Below are 22,617 nucleotides of genomic sequence, written 5' to 3'. Positions count from 1 at the left end.
AACCAAACTTAGGAGGAATTAAAATGACAGAGAGACGTATGATTGGACCTACCAAATTTGAAGAGTACTCGGAGAAATACAAGGAATTCCTGTTAATGACCCGCCGTGACGGAATCATCGAAGTGCGGCTTCACACGGATGGAGGGCCGTACAAGCATTCCTGGGAAGCCCATACCGCATGGTCCCATGCCTGGTCAGATATTGGCCGCGACCCGGAGAACGAAGTTATGATTATATCAGGTACAGGGGATAAATGGGTGATCGGGGACCCGGAGGTCTGGAATACGAAATTTATGGATTGGCCGAAGCAAAAGAAGCTCGAACAGTACCATGAATCATTGAGACTGCTTGAGAATTTGATCTTCTGCATTGACATCCCGACCATCGGGGCGGTCAACGGTCCGGGAACGCACTGTGAACTTGCAACACTCTGCGATATTACCATTTGTACGGAAGACGCTGACTTTTTCGATCCGCATTATCTGGGAGGCACGCCTCCAGGAGATGGAATGCTGCTTACACTGCAGAGCATGATCGGTTTCAAAAAAGCAGCCTACTACGCATACACCGGCAAGAATATCAATGGTCAAACCGCCTTGGATCTGGGTATCGTCAGTGAAGTCTTGCCCCGTGAGCAGCTTCTTCCACGCGCTTGGGAGCTCGCGGAGATGATCATGCAGGCACCGCGTTCAACGAGACATCTGTCTCACTCCATTATCTCCCGTCCATGGAAGCAGGCCCTGGTCAGTGATCAAGGTTTCCAGCTTGCCCACCAAATGTACGACATGGCTATTGATGAAGAAGGGGCGCTGGAGCGGCTGAAGAAAATGCAGGGACGCCTAATGGGCAAAGATGTTCAATAGAAAGATGACGGGACCTACACGGTTCGAAGAATACTCGGAGAAGTACAAGGACTTATTCCTCATGACCCGCCGCGGCGGTATTCTCGAAGTGCGTATGCATACTAACGGGGGACCGTTACAATTCGATTGGCCGGTCCAAACAGCATATGGTCATGTATGGTCAGATATTGGCCGTGATCCTGAGAATGAGGTCATGATCCTAACAGGGACAGGAGAGTTGTGGCAGATAGGCAATCCTGAAGTCTGGGCCACCAAATTCATGGATTGGCCGAATCGCCGGAAGCTGGAAATGTACCATGAGTCACTAAGAATGATTGAAAATATGATTCATTGCCTTGACATCCCTACGATTGGGGCCATCAATGGCACAGGCTCACATTGGCAGCTGGGGACGCTTTGTGATATTACCATTTGCGCGGAAGACACAGCGTTCTTCGATGCCCATTACCTGGGCGGTATTCCTCCTGGAGATGGAATCGTTCTGGCACTTCAAAAGATACTGGGAAGCAAGAAAGCGGCATACTACGCATACACGGGAATGAACATTACTGCCCAAGATGCATTAGAGCTCGGTCTGGTCAGTGAGGTGCTGCCTCGTGAACAGCTTCTTCCACGGGCATGGGAGCTGGCAGAAAGCATTATTCAGGCCCCCCGCTCGGTGAGACATCTTACTCATTCGATTGTGTCGCACCTGTGGAAACAAGCTCTTGCAGAGGATCAAGGTCTCCAGCTTACTCACCAATTGTATGACATGGCCATTGATGAAGAGGGAATTCATGAGCGGCTGATGAAGATCAAGGAACGTTTTCAGAGGAGTGGGCAATAGTCGGAAAGGATGTATGGGTGCTATGAGATCGTTGACTGAACTCTATAAGATTGGCAGTGGACCGTCCAGCTCCCATACCATGGGGCCGGAGAAAGCGGCCAGAATCTTCAAATCAGAAAATGAAGATGCAGACCAATTTAAGGCGTTGATTTATGGTTCTCTTGCCAAAACAGGTAAAGGCCATATGACGGACAAAGCTATTATTAGAGCACTGTCACCCGTTAGGGCGGAGGTTCAATTTGTTCCGCAGGCAGATTTTGTTCTGCCCCATCCCAATACCATGGACTTGTTCGCTTACAAAGGCGGGCGGCAAACCGCATCCATGCGTGCTGTCAGTATCGGCGGCGGGGATATCGTGATTGAGGGGCGGGAGGAGACGCATGGGCCTGATGTTTACCCGGAGAACAGCTTTGCAGAGATCAGTACCTTTTGTAAAGCGAATCATATCCGGCTAAGCGATTACGTCGAGCAGCGTGAAGGCAAACAGATCTGGGAATTCCTCCAAGGAATCTGGGAAGCGATGAAGTATTCGATCGACGAAGGGCTGTCCGTCACAGGTATTCTGGAAGGCGGTCTTAATGTCGAACGCAAGGCGAAATATCTCTATCATCAGGGGCATGTGGATGAGAGCCCGGAGACACGGGAGAACCGGATCGTCAGCGCATACGCTTTCGCCGTCAACGAACAGAATGCCGCCGCCGGCACAGTCGTAACGGCTCCGACCTGCGGAGCCAGCGGTGTTGTCCCTGCCTCGCTCCGTTATATGCAGGAGAAGATGCGGGTCCCGGACGAACAGATTCTTAGGGCTCTGGCCGTCGGAGGGCTCATGGGCAATCTGGTCAAGCAGAACGCCTCCATCAGCGGCGCTCAGTGCGGCTGCCAGGCAGAGGTTGGCACGGCTTGCTCGATGGCATCAGCTGCACTGGCTGAACTGTCTGGTATGGAGATCGATCAGATTGAGTATGCGGCGGAGGTTGCCATGGAGCACCACTTGGGATTAACCTGTGATCCGATTAACGGACTGGTTCAGATTCCTTGCATTGAGCGGAATGCTGTCGGTGCGATGCGGGCGATCAATGCGCTGAGTCTGGCCAAATTCTTGTCTGGTACCCGTAAGATATCCTTTGATTTGGTTGTACAGACCATGTATGAGACAGGCCTGGATATGAACAGTAGTTACCGCGAAACTTCAGAGGGCGGGCTCGCTAAGCTCTATAAAATGGACAGCTAAATGATGCGATGATGGGGCATTAATTCCATTCTTGTGTAATGAGACGAAGAACGTCCCTTCTGCCAACCGGCAGCAAGGGACGTTCTTTTTGGGGAGGCTATGTAAGGCGGTCTGCTGCGGTCTCAGCATGGTCGAGCCGGTAGTCTGACCAAGGCAGAGTTGGTCGTCCGGCAAGAAGTGATTAACGGGGCACAACTGGGATGAGAAAATGTATGCGTGTACACGCAGCAGTGGATTAAGTAAAGGAGGATTACGAATGAACCAGCTACGCATTGGAGTGATAGGTTATAAATTCATGGGCAATGCCCACAGCAATGCCCACAGCAATGCCTACCGCAGTCTGCCGATGTTCTTCCAGGGCTTATTTCGACCGGATTTATTTTTATCATACTACATAGTAGTGTGCTGGGTAGTTGTTTTTAACTGTTTAGGTAGTGACTGTTATCAACGCAAATTTTCCATATAGATGATCATATATTCGGACAAAAGAGTCACATGGCTATACTAGGATGTGAGAAATTAATTATGATGTGATCCTCATCCCTAGGCAATATGAGGTAGAAGGATACGATGCCATTATAAAATTGTATATGAATACGTCGATTACGGGAGATTGAATAAGAAACTCTAATAATGTTAGTATTCACGACAACACGCTCCAATCGAGAGAATGGGAAAAACGACAACCTTTCTCGTGATTTAGGCGGAAGTGAAAAACGTCAAGCTTTTTTTTGAAGAAAAGTATCTACAGTTTCCCAGCGTGCAATAGGTAAGGAATGTAAAAATCCTCCTACAATGTAGGAGGGTGCACGATGGTTCAAGGAACCCCCCTTGTCCCATCTGCCTCGGCGGATACCGAGAGGCTATACTTTTCCAAAGCAGGGCTGTTACTTATGCTCGGCAAATCGCCACCAAGCCACTGTTCCGGCGAATCCTGCTAGTCCTGTGGCAGCCAGTATCGCCATGCTGCTCCAGTGGAGCTCGGCTCCGGTTAGCAGCAGGACTGGAATCGTCCATGGGAAATAAGGTCCGAAGCCCAACTGCACGACTACATTGGAGACGATGACGATGACAAAGGTGACTCCGATCGGTGCGAGGTAGCCTCGGGTGAGATTGGCGATGAAAGCGCTCGTCGTGCTGACGAGCATGATCAGCAGGCAGGCGGCCATGAATGGCCAGAAAACATGCAAGATGGCTGATACGGATCCTCCGCCGACGCCAATCAGGGAACCCGCGCCTGCGATGACCGTAAAGGTGAAAATAGCCATTCCTGTATTCCAGATCGCGATGGCGATAAATTTGGCCAATACCGTATAGGTCTTGGGGACCGGCTTCACAAGGATGTCCTTGATGGTATTGTTAGTGTACTCCACTCCAAATACCCAGGCGGAGGTGAATGAAAATCCTACGACGAGCAAGGCACCTATGGAGCCGAGCAGCTCTGCGAAGTAGTCTTCCCAGTGCGCTGCGGAGCTGTTGAACATAGCAATTATCAGGGGCAATGCCGTAAAGGCCCCGAGCATAACCCAAAAGACGACAGAACGCCCTATTTTACGAGCTTCGTTGTGAAGGAGAGAAAGGAGCTTCATGCCTGCTTCCTCCCCTCTGTACGGATCATGCGCAAGAAATAACCTTCCAGATCTTCCGTCACGACGCTCAGATGAGTCGGCGGCTGGCCCATTCGCACTAAAATTTCTGCGATTTTCTCCGGCTGTGTGATCGCGCGGCCTTCTGCCAAGGCCAAGCGCCCGTCCGCGGCTTCTTCATAGCTGTACCCATGCTCTGTAAGAATACGCATCAGGGCAACGCGATTGCGTCCGTCCAAGATGACGCTTTTTTTCAGGGCTTGCTCCATTTGGCTTACCTTCATATCCTGGATGAGCTGCCCTTTGTGCATGATGCTTATACGGTCCACCAGCTTGGATAATTCCTCTAACAGGTGGCTGGAGATGAGGATGGTGACGCCGCGATTGCGCGACAAGTCGAGCAGCAGCTCCCGGATTTCGACAACACTGGCCGGGTCAAGTCCGTTGATCGGCTCGTCCAGTATCAATACCTCCGGGTTGTGGATCATAGCCTTTGCCAATCCTAACCGTTGTTTGTTTCCGAGGGAAAGCGTTCTGGCCTTCTTGTCCTGATGAGCGCCCAGATCAAGCTGCTCGATGACGCGAGCAATGGAATTGCGGTCGGAGATCAGGTGCATCCTGCGGGCAATGTCCAGATTTTCCGTAACCGTAAGTTCCGGATAAAAAGTTGCCTCCTCTAAATAGCCTACCTTTTCCCATAGCTTATAATTGCCGGCGTCAACCTTGCTCCCCAACATGTAAATGCTGCCGGAAGATGGTCTCAGCAGGGACAGGAGCATTTTGATGGTCGTGGTCTTGCCGGCGCCGTTCAGGCCAAGGAATCCGACAACTTCTCCCCGGTTCACCTCCAATGAAAGATTGCGCACGGCCGGGTAATTGCCGAAGTTTTTGCTGACATTTTCAAGATGGATAGCGTTGGCACTGACCATTTTTTCAGTTTTGCTTGTTGTCATTTCATAACCTCTCTTTATAATGGGATAAGCAGAACTTTAATCGCTGAATATCAACTGAACCTCAAGCGATGTGGCAAATCGGGGTTGATGTTCGGTTTGCTTTGGAACAGTATAATCATGTTGCGGTGGAGGGAGGAATACGCAGTGTTCGATATTCTTGTGGTCGAAGATGATGCCAATACGCAAAAGCTGCTATGTGCTGTGCTCAAGCATGGAGGCTTTAATGCCCATCCGGTTAAAAACGGGCTTGAAGCGCTGAGCAGGATGGAGGAGCGGCGATTTGACCTGATTGTGCTGGACCTGATGATGCCGGAGATGGACGGTTATCAATTATGCGAGGAATTGCGCAGCGTCAGGGACAATATTCCGATCCTGATGGTCACGGCTATGCATGAAATGACGGACAAGCACCAGGGCTTCCTTGCCGGTACGGACGATTACATGACCAAGCCATTCGACGGACAGGAGTTGCTGTTCCGCATCAAGGCGCTGCTGCGAAGGGCGCAGATTGCCAGCGAGCACAAACTCGTGTTGGGAGATACTATTTTGGATTACAACGCTTTAACGGTTACAAGAGGATCGGAGCAAACATGTCTGCCCCAAAAGGAGTTTCATCTGCTGTTTAAGCTGATGAGCTCTACCGACAAAATTTTTACCCGTCTGCATTTATTGGAGGAAATTTGGGGACTGGAAACCGAGATCGATAGCCACACCCTGAATGTCCATATCAATCGTTTGCGCGACAAATTCAGGGACAACTCTGATTTTGAAATCGTGACGGTGCGCGGGTTGGGATACAAGATGGTGAAGCGCGCGTGAAAGGGATGAGCAGGATGCCGAGCAGGAAAAGGTTTCTTCCACAAAAAATCAGTCTGGCGTTTTCCTTGGTTGCGTTGGTGTTTGTAGTCATGGTGTTATCTATGGGTTCTGCAGGTTTGCTTGCTTTTTTGCTTTATCGGGCAGGTCTGCTTGACATGAATCAGCCGGAACCCATTCGCGGGGTGTATGTGTTGTTATATATCAGCCTCTTTCTGGGGGTGGGGATTGCCGCGCTGTTGAGCAGGCGCTCGGTCAGGCCGATCCGGGAAATGATGGAAGCCACCGGGAAGGTGGCAAAAGGGGATTTTTCCGCCGAGGTGAGGGCGAGGGGAAGCATTGTGTTTGAGCTGGATGCACTGGCGGCTAGCTTTAACACAATGGTGCAGGAACTGAAAGGGATTGAGACATTGCGCGGCGATTTCGTGCGGAACTTCTCCCATGAATTCAAGACCCCCATTGCCTCTATCAGCGGCTTCGCCAAATTGCTGAAAAAGGGTGGCCTCAGCGAGGAAGACAAACAGGAATACCTGGACAGCATTATCCAGGAATCCGATCGTTTGGTCGGCTTATCGACCAGCATTCTCAACTTGTCGAAGGTAGAAAATATTGAAATCGTAAGCGAAAAGTCCGCCTACCGCTTGGACGAGCAAGTCAGGCTGGCAATTCTGATGCTGGAGCCGAAGTGGAGTGCCCGAAACCTCAATTTGGAGCTTGATTTGGACGAAGAGATCGAGATGCGCAGCAATAAAGATTTGATTCAGCAGGTGTGGATTAATTTGTTGGATAATGCGATCAAGCATTCGCGCAGCGGAGGGACGCTAAAGATTGGCTTACGGCAGTTCGGAGGGGAGGCGGTGTTTCGGCTTGAGGACCAAGGAAGCGGGATGAGCAAAGAGACGATGCGGCGGATGTTTGACAAGTTTTATCAAGGCGATGCTTCGCGCGCAACGGCGGGCAACGGACTCGGATTAACGCTGGTGAAGCGCATCGTCGAATTGTGCGAAGGATCGATTGAGGTAGAAAGCGAGCTTTATCGAGGTTCAATTTTTACGATCAGGCTGCCTTTGGGGGCAGACATTTCGAATCTGGCCTATAACGTGCAAAATGGGTTTGCCAGCATGCCAAGAACAAGATAAAGAACGATAAAATTCTGATGCAGTTGCCAGTTAGCATCGCCGAGGTAAAAGGTCTTGTCGGTGCCGCAGTCCCCGGTGACGGGGCACCGGGGACGAGGACCCCTTGCGTTGGGAATGAAAGATGGAGCTAATGCGATTGATCAATTACTAATGAAATGGGTCTTGCTATGGTCAGGTCGAAAGGACAGGATCGGAAGGAGGACATCCTTGAGGCAGGTTTGGAGGTATTCGCCCAGCGCGGATATTATAACACGACGACTGCCCTTATCGCAGAAAAGGCCGGAATCTCTCAACCTTATGTATTTCGTTTCTTTCCGACGAAGGAGGAGCTTTTCATTGCCGTTTTGAATCGGGCGTTTGATCGAATCCTCCAAACGTTTATAAATGTCGAATCGAGTCCGGAGCAACTGGGCAGCGACTTGGTCAAAGCCTATGAAGAATTATCGGTCCTATATCCCAATGAGATTGCTTTACAGGTGATCGGCATTGGCATCATCGAAGAAGCGATCCGGGCTGCCGCCAAAGCGGGGTTATCCCGCATCAGAACGTATGCCCTGGAATGGTTTAAAGCAGCAGGCATATCCGATGCAGAGAGAAATGCAACTGTTTTTATCGCGATGGGCATGATGTGCAACATTTCTTGCTTTTTGGATCTGCCGGAGCTTTTTGCGTTTAACGAAAATAAATAATCTTCCAAGGTTTATTTATTTTATTAAAAAGTAATTGATCAATCAGTATCTTTGTCCTAGATTTTTGTTATTGACTAATCAATAATTCGAGCCGCCGCTCAGCTCAGCCAGATTCAGTTGGCCTCCAATGCCATCTGGGAGATCAAAGAAACGCTAATTCACACATCGAGTCGCAACGAGCAGGCCGCTGAATCCTCTAAGCAAGCCTCCGAACTCGCGCAGGCCAGTGAAACGGTTGTCACGGAAACAATTGAAACCATCAAAAGGCTGGACGAGACTGTCAATGATTCGGCAGATGCCGCGAAAACGCTCGAAAGTCAATCCAAAAAAATCGTTGAAGCGATTGAGCTGATCTCCTACATTTCGCAGAAAAGTAAGCGTCAAATAGCCCCCAGCGCGCCTAGCCAAGCTAGGCACAACTAGGTGATGAAAGTTCAGCCGAGGTAGGGACCAAGCCGCCTCGTAGCTAGCAGGCAGACGTCAGAGAAATCTGGCGGCTGAAGCCTTGTGAAAACTGCGCAAAGCGTAGTCGCAAAACCGCAGGCCGTAACAACCGTGAATCCTGCCGCATTGTCAATTGAAACCCGAAAGGGACAAGGGAGTGTCGAGCCTCGTGGGGTGCAGGCGAAGACCATGGAACACGCGAAGAACTTGGAATGCAGCGTGAAAGAACTCTCCGGTGTAGAGGGATCGGCATGTGGTGAAAGTTGTGTCTGGAACTAGGGAGACCCTCCCCCGCACGGCGGCCAGTCGCCGTAAACGGCAACCCTATAAGCAGCCTAAAATGCGAAATGGCGAGCCGCGGGAAGGGAGTCGGAGAGGGCCATACTGCGTGCGTGGCAGCACGATCATCAGGTGGGTTAAAGTCCCGCTGAGTCTCGGACTAGGGGACTCATATCCAAACTCGGGAGTAATGTCTCGTGGGCCGGCAAGTTTTTTTTCTAGGCCTGCCCAATTAACAAACAGACACGGTTTTCGAGGCGATTTAAATAAAGGTTAGGGTCTTTGCGGAAGCGAAGACGCTTTGTTCCTTCGAGCAGTCGAGATTCCCAACCCTTACGTTCGTGGAGATAGCTTTCATAGTCTACACGGCTCAGCCGTTTCAACAGATTCTCTTGTTTTAAAGCGTCATCTACCCAAATGACAAATTCACCACTGCGCCAGATGTAGCGATTCCAACTGCGTAGTCCGGTCATTCGGCGGTGACGTATTTTGGTCCGGCGGAAAAATCGTTCATGGTCATTATTGGTCCTTGGCAGGTATGGCGTATCGTAACACGCAAACAAACCGTTCCAGAACCCGGTGGTATATCGCTCGAAGTTCTCGACCATTTCGGTGTCTTCTTTTCGGGTATAGCTCTGCTTTATTTCGGTGCGTAACCACTGCATTTGCACGCGAACACAATCAGCGGTTTGCGGCCCTGGCGCACTTAAAATATGTGCAGCATCTTGAAGAGGCTTTAGCCAGAGCTTCACTTGTTCATATGGCGAGCGGAAACCGTCCAGTTTTTCAAACAACTTCAGGAGTTTTTCGCTGTAGGTGAACCCCCTTTTTTAGCGCTTCGTTGAAGCGAGTTCCGAATCGCCAAGGCTTCTTCGTACACTCGAATACCCGGGAGATCTAGAGGCGGGTTGCCATCCTCGAGCAATACAGCACGTACCGCAGCCAAATAGTCTCTGGCAATAGCAGCATCTTCGGAGTCCACCGTCTGAATCTGCTTTTCCAATTGGCGAATCCCACGTAAGTTTTTCTTAATCCCCGTCTTCAGCTTGCGGTCCAGGTCCATGACGGGTTTGGCAATATCTTTGAGATAATGGTACTGGCAATATTGGTAGGGCACATCCGGCCACAGGCCGGACATGGCCAGACGAATAGAGTGCTGGCCATCACTAAGTAGTCCAATAATCGGAAAACCAAGTTGCTCCACAGGCTCTAGCAGACGCTTCAGTTCCTCTGCGCTTCCGCTTTTGAGGTTCTGCGCAGCAAGGATGCTGCCGCTAAATCCTTCGCGCACCACGTATAGGGTTTCATTTCCTTTTTCGGGTTGGACGCCATCCATCGAAAGCAGCAAACCTCCGTGTTCTTGCACTACTTCCGCTAAGGTCTCGCGAAGATGGTCGGTGACCGACGCACGAAGCAGCGTCAAGTATCGTTCGTAGAGCCGTTCACAATTCCGCTCAGAGGTTACGACTCCACGTCGGTTCAATTCTTCATGCAGTTCGGAAAGCGAGTAGTGGTGTTTGAACCGAAGTTGACCGACGAGAGCAAGAACATCGAATCCGTAGGAGGTGTGCTTCATCACGAGCGCGTCTGCTTCGGCAGACCGATAATAGGATCCAGGATATGTACACTCCGGGTTCGTGCAGGCATAGGCCATATTCCAGACGTCAAAGATTCCGCTAAGTGTGTTCACGTACTTATGCCAAGCCGTATGGTGCCGTTTCAGTTTTGCTCACAGTGTGGGCATTGTCGCAATTCACTATGGAAATACATTCTCTTTTCAGGGGTAATCCGGTTTTTGGTTGAAGGCATGAGTACCTCCTCCTTCCTTACCTTTTATTACCCCTCAGGAGGATTTTTCCATCAGGTTAGTAAAACGGGCAGGCCTAGTTTAAAAACTGTATCAGATACTTCATACAAAATACTCCTCCTTGATCGGGGTGATTCTTCATTAAATTGTGTGATGCATGACGAACTCTTGTCTGTTAATGGATTCCTTTACTCCAATTCATCCACGAACTGCGTCAGTTGCTCAAGAAAGGCACGCTCACCCTTCATCATAGCTTGCCTGTCTTCTTCACTCATCCTTTCAAAAGCTGTTTCTTCCAGATGAAGCATAGCCGACAGCACGCTTTCAGCATAATTCTTCCCCGATTCTGTCAGAAGGATATACTTATTGCGTTTATCCGAATTCGCGACCCGTTTGGTAATGTATCCTTGTTTATGAAACGAATCGAGAATCGTATTTACCGTTTGTTTAGGATACAACAGCTTGGCACAGATTAAACGCTGGGTACAATTGTTTTGATTTTCATAAATAACGTAAAGTACAAATAAGACCCCTGATGTAATACCGTGTTTCTTTGCCAACTTGTCATAAATGGAACCAATCCCGAAGTACACTTCATAGTAGTTCCGAATGCTTTCTTTTATGTTACTGTCCATGCAGAATGACCCCTCTTCGAAAATTAGTACGAAATCGGACTAATTACTAGTATACCTATTTTTTATCCTTTTGTCATCAAGGCTTTTTACGACAAACACGGCGAAATCACGAACCCATATATTTCCTCGAATCGTTCTTCTGCTTTTCAAAAAAAATAGATGGATGCTTGAATTCCCGGCGCTTAGGCTCCTCCAACGAATGATGCCACTTCTCCTTTCCGTTTTTTGCTCATCGTCAAACCAACCATCCCATTGCGATAACGGCTCGTCAGTCCCGATTCGCTTTTGCTTCATTCGTCGCCTGACTGCAAGCCTACTCCTCGTCTTTGGACGTCGCCACGTAGCTGCGCAACAACTCATCCACGTAGTCCGTGTTCGTGTTCGCAATAAAACGACGCTTGTTCAAGCTTCGCTTCACATGCTTACTCTGATCTTGCATGACCAGGTTTAGCGCCATTCGCTTCAACACGGCTACATTTCCTGCCTGATTTCGCTCCATCGTCCGATAACCATCTTCTCCAAACGTTACATCCAGGCTCCAGTGCATGCTTTCGACACCTCAGTGTCCGCGCACCGCTTCCGCGAATTTCTCAATCTCCGTTATGCTTCCCTCAAATGAGTATTTGTAGATGGATGCAGCAAAGTGCAGATAGTGTTGCCAGTCGTTCCCGCTGGATGTGATGTCGCTAATAGCAGATGCGTACAGGTGACGCAAAGGCTGAATGCGGCTCATGTCAGGCTCTCCTTTCCGAATAGAATAATCAGGCTGGCGCTATATGTCTCAGGCTTCGTGTTCATATGAAGCATAGTGTTCTGTCTCTGTTGTTGGAAATACAAAGTATGGCAGCTCCAGGGAACGGGCATATTCCGCATAGCGAATTTTGATCACTTCAAAGAAGTAGGGCATCAGTACGGTGTCAAATAGATGATATGGACTGTAATAGCGTGGATGATCCGGGCCTGCTTCGGCATCCCCGGTATAACCGTTGTACAGGCTAAAGGCGAGACGAGTCATTTTTACGGAAGTGCTGGTCTGCCAGCCTTGTTCCAAACCTTCCAAGCGAATTGCCTGTTCTTCGTAATCGTAGAGGTCGTGGATATGCTGGCAGGTTTGCGGCGTAATACCAAGTATATAGAAGAAAGCCTGACGATACGGATCATGTTGGCTGTGAGTCATACGAAGATTGCCCTCATAGAATTGCTCATGCTCAATGTCTTTAAAGAACGGATTCATGGGTGTTGTCCTCCTTTTTTTCATGGGATTCAGGATTTTGTTGGTGTTGTTGGGCGAAATACATTTCCAATGCCTTGTCGATGATCTCCTCGACTTCGGCTGCTTTATGGGCTGAGGAAAAATATTTCGCTAATAACTTATGCTTGAGCTTGAAGGGTGCTGGCGTTTTATTGCGCGGCTTGCGTGTGGCTTCGCCAGACAAGATTTTGTTTATCTGCTCTGAAGTGAGCTTTCCAGCGTAATCTTGTAGACGCTCAGATTTTTTCATATCCACTTTGTAGCCATGTTCTGATATAGAAGCATCAATTAATTTCTGTTCATCCGTTGTAAGATAGGAGAGATGTACGGCAGAACGTAGGGATAATTCTGCATCATCTGTTATATAAATGGGGAGGAAGAGAGAAAAGAGCAACTGCTTCCTCGAATATTTCTCTATAAATAATTTAGAATACAGTATGTGAAAACAAGGACAAGCCATGTGAAGCAAACTCCACATGGCTTGTCCTTGTATTATTTGTAACGACTAAGATCAAAGCGACGAACTGCCAGAATAAAGGCAATTGTCAACTGTTGTTTGCAATCTGCATCAATGGTTCCATTTCGTTTAGCGTATTTATTTATAACTGGCTCATAACGGATAATCAATTTGGCTTCAGCTTCTTTGTCACCTTGTTGTGCTAAATGAAGCAGATTAGATACGCTATTCATATTTATCCTCCTTAATACGAAATGAAAAATAGCTTTAATGCGAAAGAAAAAAAGCAGCGATGCCGCAAGAGCCAGAAAGGAGCCAGTGGCAATGCTGTTTGTTTAGCAATTTGAAAGCCGAAGCGGAAACTGCTGGCAACAGCAATCAGCAGCACCAGCGTCAACCCGCCGATAATGCTTTGCAGTGTGCCATAGAGTTGGACCTAGTATAACGCCGCAAGCAGCCATCAGCTTGTTGTGTGTGTTTTCAAACTGCACTTTTGTTGACAACTAGTTCTCAATACCATTAAGTATCTACGTCATTGTAGAGGGGCAAATTTCTGTTCCGGGATTCACTATATTATCCAAAGGTGCGCTGCGCTAAGGGGATGTGAAGGAATCGATATCGAGAAAAGACGGGTTTTTGATTGAACATACGGCAATGGCATTTACACCCCTGATGTGTACCATATAGTTCAGCATATTTGATTGTTATCGCCATAATATTTACGTGCAAATATAGCTTTCGAAAACAATAGTGTAGATAAAATAGAATAAGCGGGGACTATTGTCCCCGCCCCCTATATTGAAAGTAAATTATCCGAGCAAAATCGCTTCGATCCGTTCCAGTTCTTCCGGCTAAGCTCCGGTGCATTTAACGATACCGCATCCTCAATTTGACTAACTTTGCTAGCGCCGATCAATGCTGAGGTCACTCTACCGCCACGAAGCACCCCGGAGAGGGCCAATTACGACATCTTCTGCCCGCGAGACCATGGCGCTGTCGTTCTCGAATGTATCGATCCTTTCAAAGTTATGCTGCAGACCTAGCGAGATGGCTGACAGAGGCAGAGTGCTGCGGCCAATTTGAAGCGCGATCACTTCATGCACTTGGAAAAGCCAATCTTTTCAGAAGCACATACTTTCGTTGGATCTAGAGCAATCTTCGTCATGAAGCAGTATGTTTTTCAAGTTAGTTTACGCTCTTATTGTAGCGAAAAGGCATCCAAACATATGTCAGCAAGGAAGTAGTTTGTGTGGTCACCCTTTCTCTAGAAGACTTGAACGACTTCATGAATGCCATCCACTTCTTCAAAAATGGCACGTTCAATGCCAGCCTTCAATGTGATCGTTGTACTGGGACAGCCGTTGCACGCTCCCAAGAATTTTAGTTTAGCCACTCCGTCCTTAACTTGAACCAATTCGGCATCTCCGCCATCGCGGTTTAAAAAAGGACGCAGTCTTCTCAATACATCATCTACATCTTCGAACAATTCCTGAGAATCTCTCATTCATGACTCCTTTCATAGAGGCTGTGCTATCAGCTTCACCGTTCGCATTTTCTCTAATTCATCAATCATGTCTTGATAAAACTTAACTCTTCACCTGGCGTAACTTTCTAGAAATCGGAAGTACCGATCTTGCTCCTGCTTATGCAGCTTTCCGTACAATACATATAAACCCTGCTCTTTTGATGCTTGCAGCTAGGGTGAAGAAGAATTGCAATGATGTTACTTGGCGATTTTTGCGAAGTATTCTAATGTTCTAACCAGTTGCGCGGTGTAAGACATTTCATTATCGTACCAGGCTACAGTTTTCACCAGTTGCTGGTCGCCAACTGTTAGAACTTTTGTTTGAGTTGCATCAAAAAGAGACCCCAATGTCATTCCTCTAACATCGGAAGATACGATCTCGTCCTCCGTATACCCGTATGTTTCTGGATCTGATGCTTTTCTCATAACGGCATTAACTTCTTCAACCGTAACCTTCGTGTTCAAAACAGCTACAAGTTCTGTTACGGAGCCTGTTGCTACAGGTACACGCTGAGATGCACCATCAAGTTTACCCTTCAATTCAGGAAGAACGAGGCCAATGGCTTTAGCAGCACCGGTGGAGTAAGGAACAATGTTCTCTGCTGCAGCCCGTGCTGCGCGGAAGTTTCCTTTTGAATCTGGCGCATCAAGAGTATTCTGGTTGCCTGTATAGGCGTGAACGGTGGTCATCAACCCGGACTGAATTCCAAATGTATCGTTCAAAGCTTTAGCCATGGGAGCGAGACAGTTCGTTGTGCAAGAAGCACCGGAAATGACGGTTTCCGTCCCGTCCAGTGTTTCATGGTTTACGTTATATACGATGGTCTTCATGTCGCCTGTTGCCGGAGCGGAAATAACGACCTTCTTTGCTCCGCCTTTCAGGTGAAGCTCTGCCTTTTCTTTGGTGGTGAAGAAACCAGTGCATTCGAGTACGACAGCTACGCCAAGCTCGCCCCAAGGGATTTCTTCAGGGTTGCGGTTAGCCAGCACTTTAATTTCTTGGCCGTTAACAGTAAGAGCTCCATCATGAACTTCAATGTCACCATGGAAAGTGCCTTGTGTAGTATCATATTTGAGCAGATGCGCCAGCATTTTTGCGTCAGTTAAATCGTTTATCGCTACAACTTCGATATTTTCCATTTCCTGAATACGACGGAAAGCGAGTCTTCCAATTCGCCCAAAACCATTAATGCCTACTTTTATTCTCATTGAATAGTCCTCCTATTTCGTTCTAAATCCATTCCACATAAGTTTGCCTTTGGAATGGGTTTGTTTTATAATAAAAGATACCGATCGGTACCTTTTATTATATCAGAATTTAAAACTTTGGCAAGGTTTCGGCCGTAAATTTGATATAATGTTAGTTTAGAATAAGATCATTTGGAGGAAACTATGAAAAAAGGAGATCGAACAAGAGAGCACATTATTATGAAATCGGCAGCAATCTTTAATCAAAGAGGTTATGCTGGTACATCGTTAAACGATATTATTGCTGACACCGGGATTAAGAAGGGGGGCATCTATCGACATTTTACAAATAAAGATGAGATTGCGCTTGAAGCCTACAACTACGCTGCCAGTATAGTTATCAGCAAATTTGCTGAGGCGGTCGATCGGGAGCAGTCTGCGTCAGGGAGGTTACTTGCTTTTTTTCGTGTTTATGAAGATGTTGTTGGTAATCCACCATTTGTTGGCGGATGTCCTATGCAGAATACAGCAGTAGAAAGTGACGATACTCATACGGAGCTTCGAGATCGGGCAAGACAAGGGCTGCATAACCATTTGGATATGATAAAGAGTATAATTCTTAACGGGATAAATAGTGGGGAGTTTAAGGAGGATTTGAATGCGGATGCACTTGCTTCATTTGCCTTTTCCTTGCTCGAAGGAGGCATTTTACTCAGCAAGTTAGATGGGGATAATAAGCATATGCAAATGAATACAGCATGCTTTGCATTCTATTTACAGAATTGTTGTTTGAAAAATAGTTAATCAGTTGTACGTTGTAGAGTTCTCCACGGTCGCCAAGAAGTCCGATATGTAGCTGTACCCCTGCTTTTTGCCCCTTATGGGGAGCCCAAGGCAGGCGGCCGGTTTTTTTTGATTGTAGAGTCTGATCATGAGAGTAAGCAAACGCTTGAAGAAATGGTGGAGTGGTAACCTTGCATGCCCGCTACGCGTCATCCGCTGCTCCCCATCCTCGAAATTCCTTCCACTGCTGGAAGGCGGCTTCCGCCAAAAACAAATATAACTTATATACGGTGAATTTCCGCGCAACATCGACGTAGTGCATCTCGCTTAGTAAGGGAAGGATGATTTCTTCCGGAATCAGTATATTGAAGAATGCTGGATATTGAAGTAGGCTTTTTCATGGGGCCGCCTCGTTTCGGGAGATTGCAGGGGTACAAACACTTTACCGAATGAGGCGGCTTTTTTACCTTTTTGGCTAACCAACAGGCTTGGCCCAAAACAGCCATCTTTCCGCGGTCCAGACATAGATGATATCGCTGACCCATTTCTCTTCGGGCTTCGTCGCTTGGAACTCGCGGTTTAACACATTGTGTTGAACGGGCAGCGTATTATTGGAGAACCATACACTGTGTCGTGGTTAATCTTCAGTTCTCGGGCGACGTCTGTCACCGTTTGGACGCTTCATTAATATGTTGTACTGTCTGACACCTGAAGGCCTCGTCATACATAGGTTTTATCATGGTGCACATTCACCTTCGTGACTTTTGTGCCACGAACTGATGCCACAGCGTATATAACAAGCGCTGTCCATATGAGTGCAAAACCGACGAGAAGGGTAGACGAAACCGATTCCTTGAACACAAATACGCTCAGTAACAGCATGATTGTCGGCCCGATGTATTGTACGAATCCGAGCGTGGAAAACGCCATGCGGGCGGCTGCTCGTGCAAAGAAGAACAGCGGCAGTGCCGTTACTACACCCGAAAGGAGTAGTTCGATGAACATGGACGGAGGCAGCGTCCATGCTATCGCCTTGCCCACGGAGGCCAAATAGACCCAGTAGCCGAGCGCAATGGGTAGAACTACAACTGTCTCCGACAACAAGCCTACAGAAGCGTTTAGCACAATCTTCTTTTTCGCAAGGCCGTATAAGCCAAACGACGCAGCTAGCGAGATTGCGACCCACGGAAATCGCCCATAGTCGATTGCAATGATGAGCACCGCCGCGCCAGCGACGGCAATCGCGAGCCACTGGCCACGATTCGGCTTCTCACGAAGGAAGACGATCGCTAGTAACACGTTCAGCAGCGGGTTTAAATAATAGCCGAGGCTTGTCTCAACGACATGGTTGTTGTTGACAGCCCAGATGAAGATGAGCCAATTAGCAGCGATCAACAGTCCGCTGGCGGTGAGCGATAGCAGGAGCGAACGGCTAGCCACAATCCGCTTCATATCACCCCAGCGGCGCTGGACGGTGACGAGAATACCCATGAAGACAAACGACCAGACAACCCGATGCGATAAAATCTCGCCTGCGGGCACATCATTAAACAACTTCCAATAAAGTGGGAGAACTCCCCACATGATATAAGCGATAATAGCGTTGATTAACCCATTATTCATAATCAATTTCCTTCTTCCCGTTCCGATGTCTGAGTGCATTATGCGTAGTGCAGCTGAATCATGTTTTGGAATCAAATACATAACCGATCTTCCACACGTACTTTTGGCACCTCAATTTCTTGAAAAATAAAAAATTGCCTTATCTACTATCTATATTCACCACTTTAAACCTGTTACTTTCGCATTAAAATTTCCAAAAGCCAGAAAGCTGAGAATCTTCGGCAGGTGAATTGCGCCAATAATTTTATGCTAGGCATTAAGCCACCCCAATAGAATCAAATCCGCGCCGCTCTCGGTCTCAAAATGCCATTCCGCAGCAGCTAACTTTTCCGGCTGATGCTCGGCCAAGAACTTGGCAGACGCATCTCCAGCTACTGTGTTTAGCAGTCCGAATAACATGACAACGGCCATCATAAGCTTTAACGCTTTTTTGTGGTATCCAGTAACCCCTTTTCTAAGCATCGTAAAAGCCGCAATTCCTGCTAGCAGAGCCGCTCCTGTTAAGTAGGCTGAGCTTAATACATGGAACACTTTGGAGAACGTCGCCGTATTCAGCATCGCTTGCACCGGGTTAACGGCTGTAAATTGTCCACCTTGCATTGTGAATCCCCCAGGTTGGTTCATAAAACCATTCACAGTCGTAATAAAAACAGCAGACATTCCTGCCCCTAAGACAATGGGGAGTGTGAGCAGCCAATGAATATAGGGATTCTTGAACCGATCCCACGTATACAGATAAATGCCTAGAAAGATAGCTTCAAAAAAGAATGCAAATACCTCCATGAATAACGGAAGTGCAATAACGTTCCCTGCCAACTTCATAAAATTCGGCCATACCAATGCCAGTTGCAGTGAAATTGCCGTGCCTGTTACGACACCAACTGCGACGGATATAACAAACCCCCGCGCCCACCTCTTAGCCATCAGTATGTAATGAGAATCTCTCTTGCGGATGCCGATGAACTCAGCAATCGCGATCATAAGAGGGATACCGACACCAATCGTCGCGAATATCATATGGAACCCTAGTGTCATTCCTGTCACCAGCCTGCTCCATAGTACCGTATCAATTCCCATTCCTTAGGGCCTCCCTTCCAAAGTGATTTGTAATTTGAGATGATTATATCTCTGTCCTTCAGCAATCTAATCGCGGTCACACCTTCTCCCATAATCGTTCAAGAAAGGATCAAATCTCTCTGACAACTTGATGAAACCAATAACGTTTCAGCTCACCTTGTTTGAGGTGAAGAAAGCTACACGGCACTTTGGCTAGTCGTCTCACGTACAGAGAAGCACATAAATTGACCAAAACCGCTGCCACGGCTAGTCCTCAAAATAGGTTTGTATGGCTAGGCGGAGGATGCTATTGCACTAGACAAAATAGCAATACTGAATGTGCCGCTGATAAACTGCCTCAGTTGAAAACAATCCCGTGCTAGAACCAATTTGAGAAGAGGGAGGGGAACGCATTTTCATTCAACTTGACAATTTCGTATGGAGTCGCAACACGTCGACAATCCGGAAGTCCGCGACTCTTTTGGCCTCACACGTTCAGCAACTCTGTTAAACAAGCTGACTCCGGTAGAGTACCGGCGCCAGCTTGTTGCCTAGGGCTTTTTTCAATGTCCACTAAATGGCGTCTTGACCCTTCACGGTTGGGTCCCCTCGCGGACGACAACGTCGCCGCCCGAGAAGACCAGTTGAACGAAACCGTTGGGGGCAGCTGTCTTGATGGGTTCGCGATGGGCATGCCTCCTCGTCAAACCCGCGTACGCTTAGGCTTGAGGCAGCACTGCCTTGAAGACGATTTCGATTAGTTGTTCTGGGAAGCCTAGTCTCGGTACGCCGATCAAATTGCTGGCGACCTGAGGCTGCGGCGTCCCGTAGACTTCTTTCCGAACCTTGCCTGCGACCGCAAACGCCGCATCGACATCGAGGACGTAGAGCGTATCTTCAACCACGTGGTCGAAGGTGGCCCCGAATTGTGCTAGGATCTTCGCGGCATTGGCATAGGTTACCCGCATCTGCTCCTCCATCATCGAGAAGTCGACCGGCTTCCCAGATTCATCGAGCACCGCGGGGAAGACCATCGCCCCATTTTCGTCGTGGCTGAGTTGGCCGGAAACATGGATCGTGTTTCCTATCTTGATTGCCTGTGCATAACCGTAAGCGTCTTCCGCCGGCACACCATGATAGGCGGCCTCTTTACCATTCGTTGCGTTCGTATTCGTCATTTTCTTATCTCCTTTTCGTATACGCTGGCTCGGATATCCGAGCCGCTTTTTCTTGAGAGCCAATTGCATTGTCGTTGGTGATGGATAACATTATGCTCAGGAACCGTTCTTTTTTTATGCACCAGCAACGATTACTGGACATATGAACGCAGCGCCGCTTATGAGGGGTTAAGTTTTTGGATGACTCCCCGAGTGAGATCCCCCTTTAGGATTCACCTGCAATCAGAAATGGCTGAGTGACGAATTCAGCATACTTCTTAGCCAGTTTTTCAAGAGCTTCGTCATTTACTTCTCTAACACCACTAATTTCAAAGGAGGGTTTATAAAGCATTTTTACACGATTTGCAGTAGCCTGGAAGGGTCTCAGCAGCTCGCTATAAGAATAAGGTAATAATCGGCAGGTATGAATACAACAACAAATTACGATGATACCGGTAATGAAATTAATGCTGTCAACGGACAAGCATACTCATATGATTCAAAAACTTAAGGTTGACGCGTATTCATACAACGTGATAATTCCGTATTGAGTCGCAACACGTCGACAATCTGGACATCCGTTTTTGTTAAGTTCCCTCGGTACAATGCAGGTTTATTAGTTGCAGCCAAATTTTTCTTTCTTGCACGCTTACAATACGAGAAACTTGTATTTTCGAAACGGACCTAGAACTGTCACAAAAGATAAAAAAATCACAAATCCGTGAAGCATAATTTAGCCGTCGGCGTCTTTTGGCCTCACACGTTCAGCAACTCTGTCAAGCCACCGGGTGTGAGTATGTTGCCAACGTAAAACTGGCCGAATTCGCCGAAGCGTGCGCTAGTCTCGTCGAACCGCATCTCATAGACGAGCTTCTTAAACTGCAGCGGATCGTCGGCAAACAGTGTAACACCCCACTCCCAATCGTCGAAGCCGACCGAGCCGGTGATAATCTGCTTGACCTTTCCTGCATAAGTGCGGCCGATCATACCGTGACTGCGCATGAAGTTTTTGCGCTCTTCCAGAGAGAGCATGTACCAGTTATCGTTGAGCATGCGTCGCTTGTTCATAGGGTAAAAGCAGATATGTTTCGCCTTGGGTAAGATTGGCTTAAGGCGAGCGGCTACTTCGGGAACTTGCATCGGATCGGAGCCGGGAGGTGCTAAATAATTGCTCAGCTCGACGACACTGACGTACGAGTAAACTGGTTTTACGAATTTGGCGAACCGAGAACGATTAAATGCGTTCTCCGCTGAGTTCAGCTCCTCGAGTGTCTCGCGTAGGTTTATAAACATAATGTCTGCCTTCTGGCCGACGATGGCGTACATTGCCAAGCTGCCTTCCATCCGGGATTCGACCGCCGACCATTCGTAGATTAGCGTCATCAAATCATGTTTTGCATACTCGCGTTCCTCTGTGGTTGCACTTTCCCAGGCAACCCAGTCGATGGTGCGGAAATCATGCAGCGCGTACCAACCCTCTATCGTTTCTGCTGCTTCACTCATCTTACTTCAGCTCCCCTGGTTGTTTTGGCTTATCCAATAGCTTTCTTTTTTGAATTTCATTTCTTGATCTTAGAACAAACAGTCATTTCATCCTGATAAGGAGTTGCTGCATCCAATGTAACGGAACTATAGTCGAACTGTCGTGTTTTAAGAAATGATGATTTATCATCATACGCTTGATCGACCATGCAGTCTTTCTTCTCAAGATTTGATTTGAGAAGCATTTGAATGCGTCTATCCCGAGCAACAATGAGAATTTTAGTTCCGTATTTTAACAAATATATAATCACTTCCTTGTCCTTGCGTGCACTACATATTCATTATGTGACAACTCTTTAATTCGGCGAAAAAAAGGTCAGATCAGTTCAACGCCTTTAAAATCTACTTTTCAGTCATTCTCAAGTCCTCCTATAAGATTTAGTTATTCCAAAAAGGTAATAACTCTCATGAAAACAAAATGGCTCGGCGCTATTTCATTCTAGAACAGCTTGTTGTACAATAAAAGATACCGAACGGTACCTTTTTATTGTATCATGATTCTATTGAAAGGCAAGACCGGAATCGTATATTCGATTTTTTCGTGACGGGATTAAAGCTGGAGAGTTTAGGGGGGATCTGGATTTAAGGAGTTTTGCTCAGCAAATTGGATAGGGATAACAAGCGCGTGCTAATGAATATAACATTCTTCTCGTCTTATTTGCAGGAATGCTGTTTCGCAAGGAAACACGAGTAGATGGAACAACCATTGTGCGTATATGTATGACAAAATTGGTGACCTATATCGAAGGAGTAGCAGAAAGAGCTT

At 47.6% G+C, this 22,617-nt stretch carries 24 protein-coding genes and 2 pseudogenes; 8 read left to right on the top strand and 18 right to left on the bottom strand.

Annotated features, from left to right (window positions below):
• The first annotated feature begins 23 nt into the window (after positions 1-23).
• From HPL003_RS02305 to HPL003_RS02290, 4 genes are all read left to right on the top strand, one after another.
• Positions 24-863, top strand: coding sequence for an enoyl-CoA hydratase/isomerase family protein (locus HPL003_RS02305; protein ID WP_014278044.1), 840 nt, complete (start codon positions 24-26; stop codon positions 861-863).
• Positions 864-867: 4 nt separating this feature from the next.
• Positions 868-1,689: an enoyl-CoA hydratase/isomerase family protein gene (locus tag HPL003_RS02300; RefSeq protein ID WP_238533438.1), complete on the top strand. Its 822-nt coding sequence runs from the start codon at positions 868-870 to the stop codon at positions 1,687-1,689.
• A 22-nt stretch (positions 1,690-1,711) separates the two neighbouring features.
• The gene (locus HPL003_RS02295) at positions 1,712-2,920 is read left to right on the top strand and encodes an L-serine ammonia-lyase, iron-sulfur-dependent, subunit alpha (protein WP_014278042.1); all 1,209 of its coding nucleotides are present in this window, start codon (positions 1,712-1,714) and stop codon (positions 2,918-2,920) included.
• Between the two features lie 256 nt (positions 2,921-3,176).
• Positions 3,177-3,386, top strand: a complete 210-nt coding sequence (locus HPL003_RS02290) for a hypothetical protein (RefSeq protein ID WP_014278041.1) — start codon at positions 3,177-3,179, stop codon at positions 3,384-3,386.
• 421 nt (positions 3,387-3,807) lie between these two features.
• Here the strand turns inward: HPL003_RS02290 and HPL003_RS02285 are convergent, their stop codons facing one another.
• The gene (locus tag HPL003_RS02285; protein ID WP_014278040.1) at positions 3,808-4,509 is read right to left on the bottom strand and encodes an ABC transporter permease; all 702 of its coding nucleotides are present in this window, start codon (positions 4,507-4,509) and stop codon (positions 3,808-3,810) included.
• A complete protein-coding gene (locus HPL003_RS02280) occupies positions 4,506-5,459 on the bottom strand; it encodes an ABC transporter ATP-binding protein (RefSeq protein ID WP_014278039.1) in 954 nt (317 codons plus the stop codon). The genes HPL003_RS02285 and HPL003_RS02280 overlap by 4 nt, the downstream gene beginning before the upstream one ends.
• A gap of 144 nt (positions 5,460-5,603) precedes the next feature.
• Here HPL003_RS02280 and HPL003_RS02275 point away from each other — a divergent pair, with 144 nt between their 5' ends.
• The 3 genes from HPL003_RS02275 (at position 5,604) to HPL003_RS02265 (ending at position 8,103) form a co-directional block, all read left to right on the top strand.
• Positions 5,604-6,278, top strand: coding sequence for a response regulator transcription factor (locus HPL003_RS02275; protein ID WP_014278038.1), 675 nt, complete (start codon positions 5,604-5,606; stop codon positions 6,276-6,278).
• A 14-nt stretch (positions 6,279-6,292) separates the two neighbouring features.
• Positions 6,293-7,414 (top strand): HAMP domain-containing sensor histidine kinase, encoded by a 1,122-nt coding sequence (locus HPL003_RS02270; RefSeq protein WP_014278037.1) that lies wholly within the window; start codon positions 6,293-6,295, stop codon positions 7,412-7,414.
• A gap of 167 nt (positions 7,415-7,581) precedes the next feature.
• Positions 7,582-8,103, top strand: coding sequence for a TetR/AcrR family transcriptional regulator (locus tag HPL003_RS02265; RefSeq protein ID WP_014278036.1), 522 nt, complete (start codon positions 7,582-7,584; stop codon positions 8,101-8,103).
• A gap of 153 nt (positions 8,104-8,256) precedes the next feature.
• Here HPL003_RS02265 and HPL003_RS28825 read toward each other — a convergent pair whose 3' ends face one another.
• The 12 genes and pseudogenes from HPL003_RS28825 to gap form a co-directional block, all read right to left on the bottom strand.
• On the bottom strand, positions 8,257-8,487 hold the full coding sequence (locus HPL003_RS28825; protein ID WP_158308725.1) for a hypothetical protein: 231 nt from the start codon (positions 8,485-8,487) through the stop codon (positions 8,257-8,259).
• A 557-nt stretch (positions 8,488-9,044) separates the two neighbouring features.
• Complete coding sequence (locus HPL003_RS02255) at positions 9,045-9,434, bottom strand: hypothetical protein (RefSeq protein ID WP_158308724.1); 390 nt, start codon at positions 9,432-9,434, stop codon at positions 9,045-9,047.
• Between the two features lie 188 nt (positions 9,435-9,622).
• A complete protein-coding gene (locus HPL003_RS02250; protein WP_238533437.1) occupies positions 9,623-10,405 on the bottom strand; it encodes a transposase in 783 nt (260 codons plus the stop codon).
• A 416-nt stretch (positions 10,406-10,821) separates the two neighbouring features.
• Positions 10,822-11,268: a MarR family winged helix-turn-helix transcriptional regulator gene (locus HPL003_RS02245; protein WP_014278031.1), complete on the bottom strand. Its 447-nt coding sequence runs from the start codon at positions 11,266-11,268 to the stop codon at positions 10,822-10,824.
• A 313-nt stretch (positions 11,269-11,581) separates the two neighbouring features.
• Positions 11,582-11,815 (bottom strand): hypothetical protein, encoded by a 234-nt coding sequence (locus HPL003_RS02235; protein ID WP_014278029.1) that lies wholly within the window; start codon positions 11,813-11,815, stop codon positions 11,582-11,584.
• 12 nt (positions 11,816-11,827) lie between these two features.
• Positions 11,828-12,001 carry a hypothetical protein gene (locus HPL003_RS28820; protein ID WP_014278028.1) on the bottom strand — a complete coding sequence of 58 codons (174 nt, stop codon included), beginning with the start codon at positions 11,999-12,001 and terminating at the stop codon, positions 11,828-11,830.
• A 48-nt stretch (positions 12,002-12,049) separates the two neighbouring features.
• Positions 12,050-12,502, bottom strand: coding sequence for a DUF6075 family protein (locus HPL003_RS02230; protein WP_014278027.1), 453 nt, complete (start codon positions 12,500-12,502; stop codon positions 12,050-12,052).
• Positions 12,486-12,998 carry a hypothetical protein gene (locus tag HPL003_RS02225; protein ID WP_148267366.1) on the bottom strand — a complete coding sequence of 171 codons (513 nt, stop codon included), beginning with the start codon at positions 12,996-12,998 and terminating at the stop codon, positions 12,486-12,488. Before HPL003_RS02225 ends, HPL003_RS02230 begins: the two co-directional genes overlap by 17 nt.
• A gap of 14 nt (positions 12,999-13,012) precedes the next feature.
• A complete protein-coding gene (locus HPL003_RS02220; protein ID WP_014278025.1) occupies positions 13,013-13,210 on the bottom strand; it encodes a helix-turn-helix domain-containing protein in 198 nt (65 codons plus the stop codon).
• 576 nt (positions 13,211-13,786) lie between these two features.
• Positions 13,787-13,938 (bottom strand): annotated as a pseudogene (locus tag HPL003_RS29570) (L-glyceraldehyde 3-phosphate reductase); the annotation flags it as partial.
• Positions 13,939-14,241: 303 nt separating this feature from the next.
• Positions 14,242-14,481 (bottom strand): NifU family protein, encoded by a 240-nt coding sequence (locus tag HPL003_RS02215; protein WP_014278022.1) that lies wholly within the window; start codon positions 14,479-14,481, stop codon positions 14,242-14,244.
• A gap of 219 nt (positions 14,482-14,700) precedes the next feature.
• Entirely contained in the window at positions 14,701-15,711 is a 1,011-nt protein-coding gene (gene gap / locus HPL003_RS02210; RefSeq protein ID WP_014278021.1) for a type I glyceraldehyde-3-phosphate dehydrogenase, read from the bottom strand.
• Between the two features lie 183 nt (positions 15,712-15,894).
• Here gap and HPL003_RS02205 point away from each other — a divergent pair, with 183 nt between their 5' ends.
• Positions 15,895-16,494, top strand: a complete 600-nt coding sequence (locus tag HPL003_RS02205; protein WP_014278020.1) for a TetR/AcrR family transcriptional regulator — start codon at positions 15,895-15,897, stop codon at positions 16,492-16,494.
• A gap of 699 nt (positions 16,495-17,193) precedes the next feature.
• Here HPL003_RS02205 and rarD read toward each other — a convergent pair.
• The 4 genes and pseudogenes from rarD to hemQ form a co-directional block, all read right to left on the bottom strand.
• Entirely contained in the window at positions 17,194-18,096 is a 903-nt protein-coding gene (rarD, locus tag HPL003_RS02195; protein WP_043922539.1) for an EamA family transporter RarD, read from the bottom strand.
• A gap of 162 nt (positions 18,097-18,258) precedes the next feature.
• Positions 18,259-19,173, bottom strand: a pseudogene (locus tag HPL003_RS02190) (cytochrome ubiquinol oxidase subunit I); the annotation flags it as partial.
• 698 nt (positions 19,174-19,871) lie between these two features.
• Positions 19,872-20,330: a Rid family hydrolase gene (locus tag HPL003_RS02185; RefSeq protein ID WP_014278014.1), complete on the bottom strand. Its 459-nt coding sequence runs from the start codon at positions 20,328-20,330 to the stop codon at positions 19,872-19,874.
• A 735-nt stretch (positions 20,331-21,065) separates the two neighbouring features.
• Positions 21,066-21,812, bottom strand: a complete 747-nt coding sequence (hemQ, locus tag HPL003_RS02180) for a hydrogen peroxide-dependent heme synthase (RefSeq protein WP_014278013.1) — start codon at positions 21,810-21,812, stop codon at positions 21,066-21,068.
• Positions 21,813-22,617: the final 805 nt, after the last annotated feature.

This window comes from Paenibacillus terrae HPL-003 (assembly GCF_000235585.1).
Taxonomy (GTDB): Bacteria; Bacillota; Bacilli; order Paenibacillales; family Paenibacillaceae; genus Paenibacillus; species Paenibacillus terrae_B.
The sequence above is the reverse complement of the archived record's forward strand: the minus strand, read 5'-3'. Positions and strand labels throughout refer to the sequence as shown.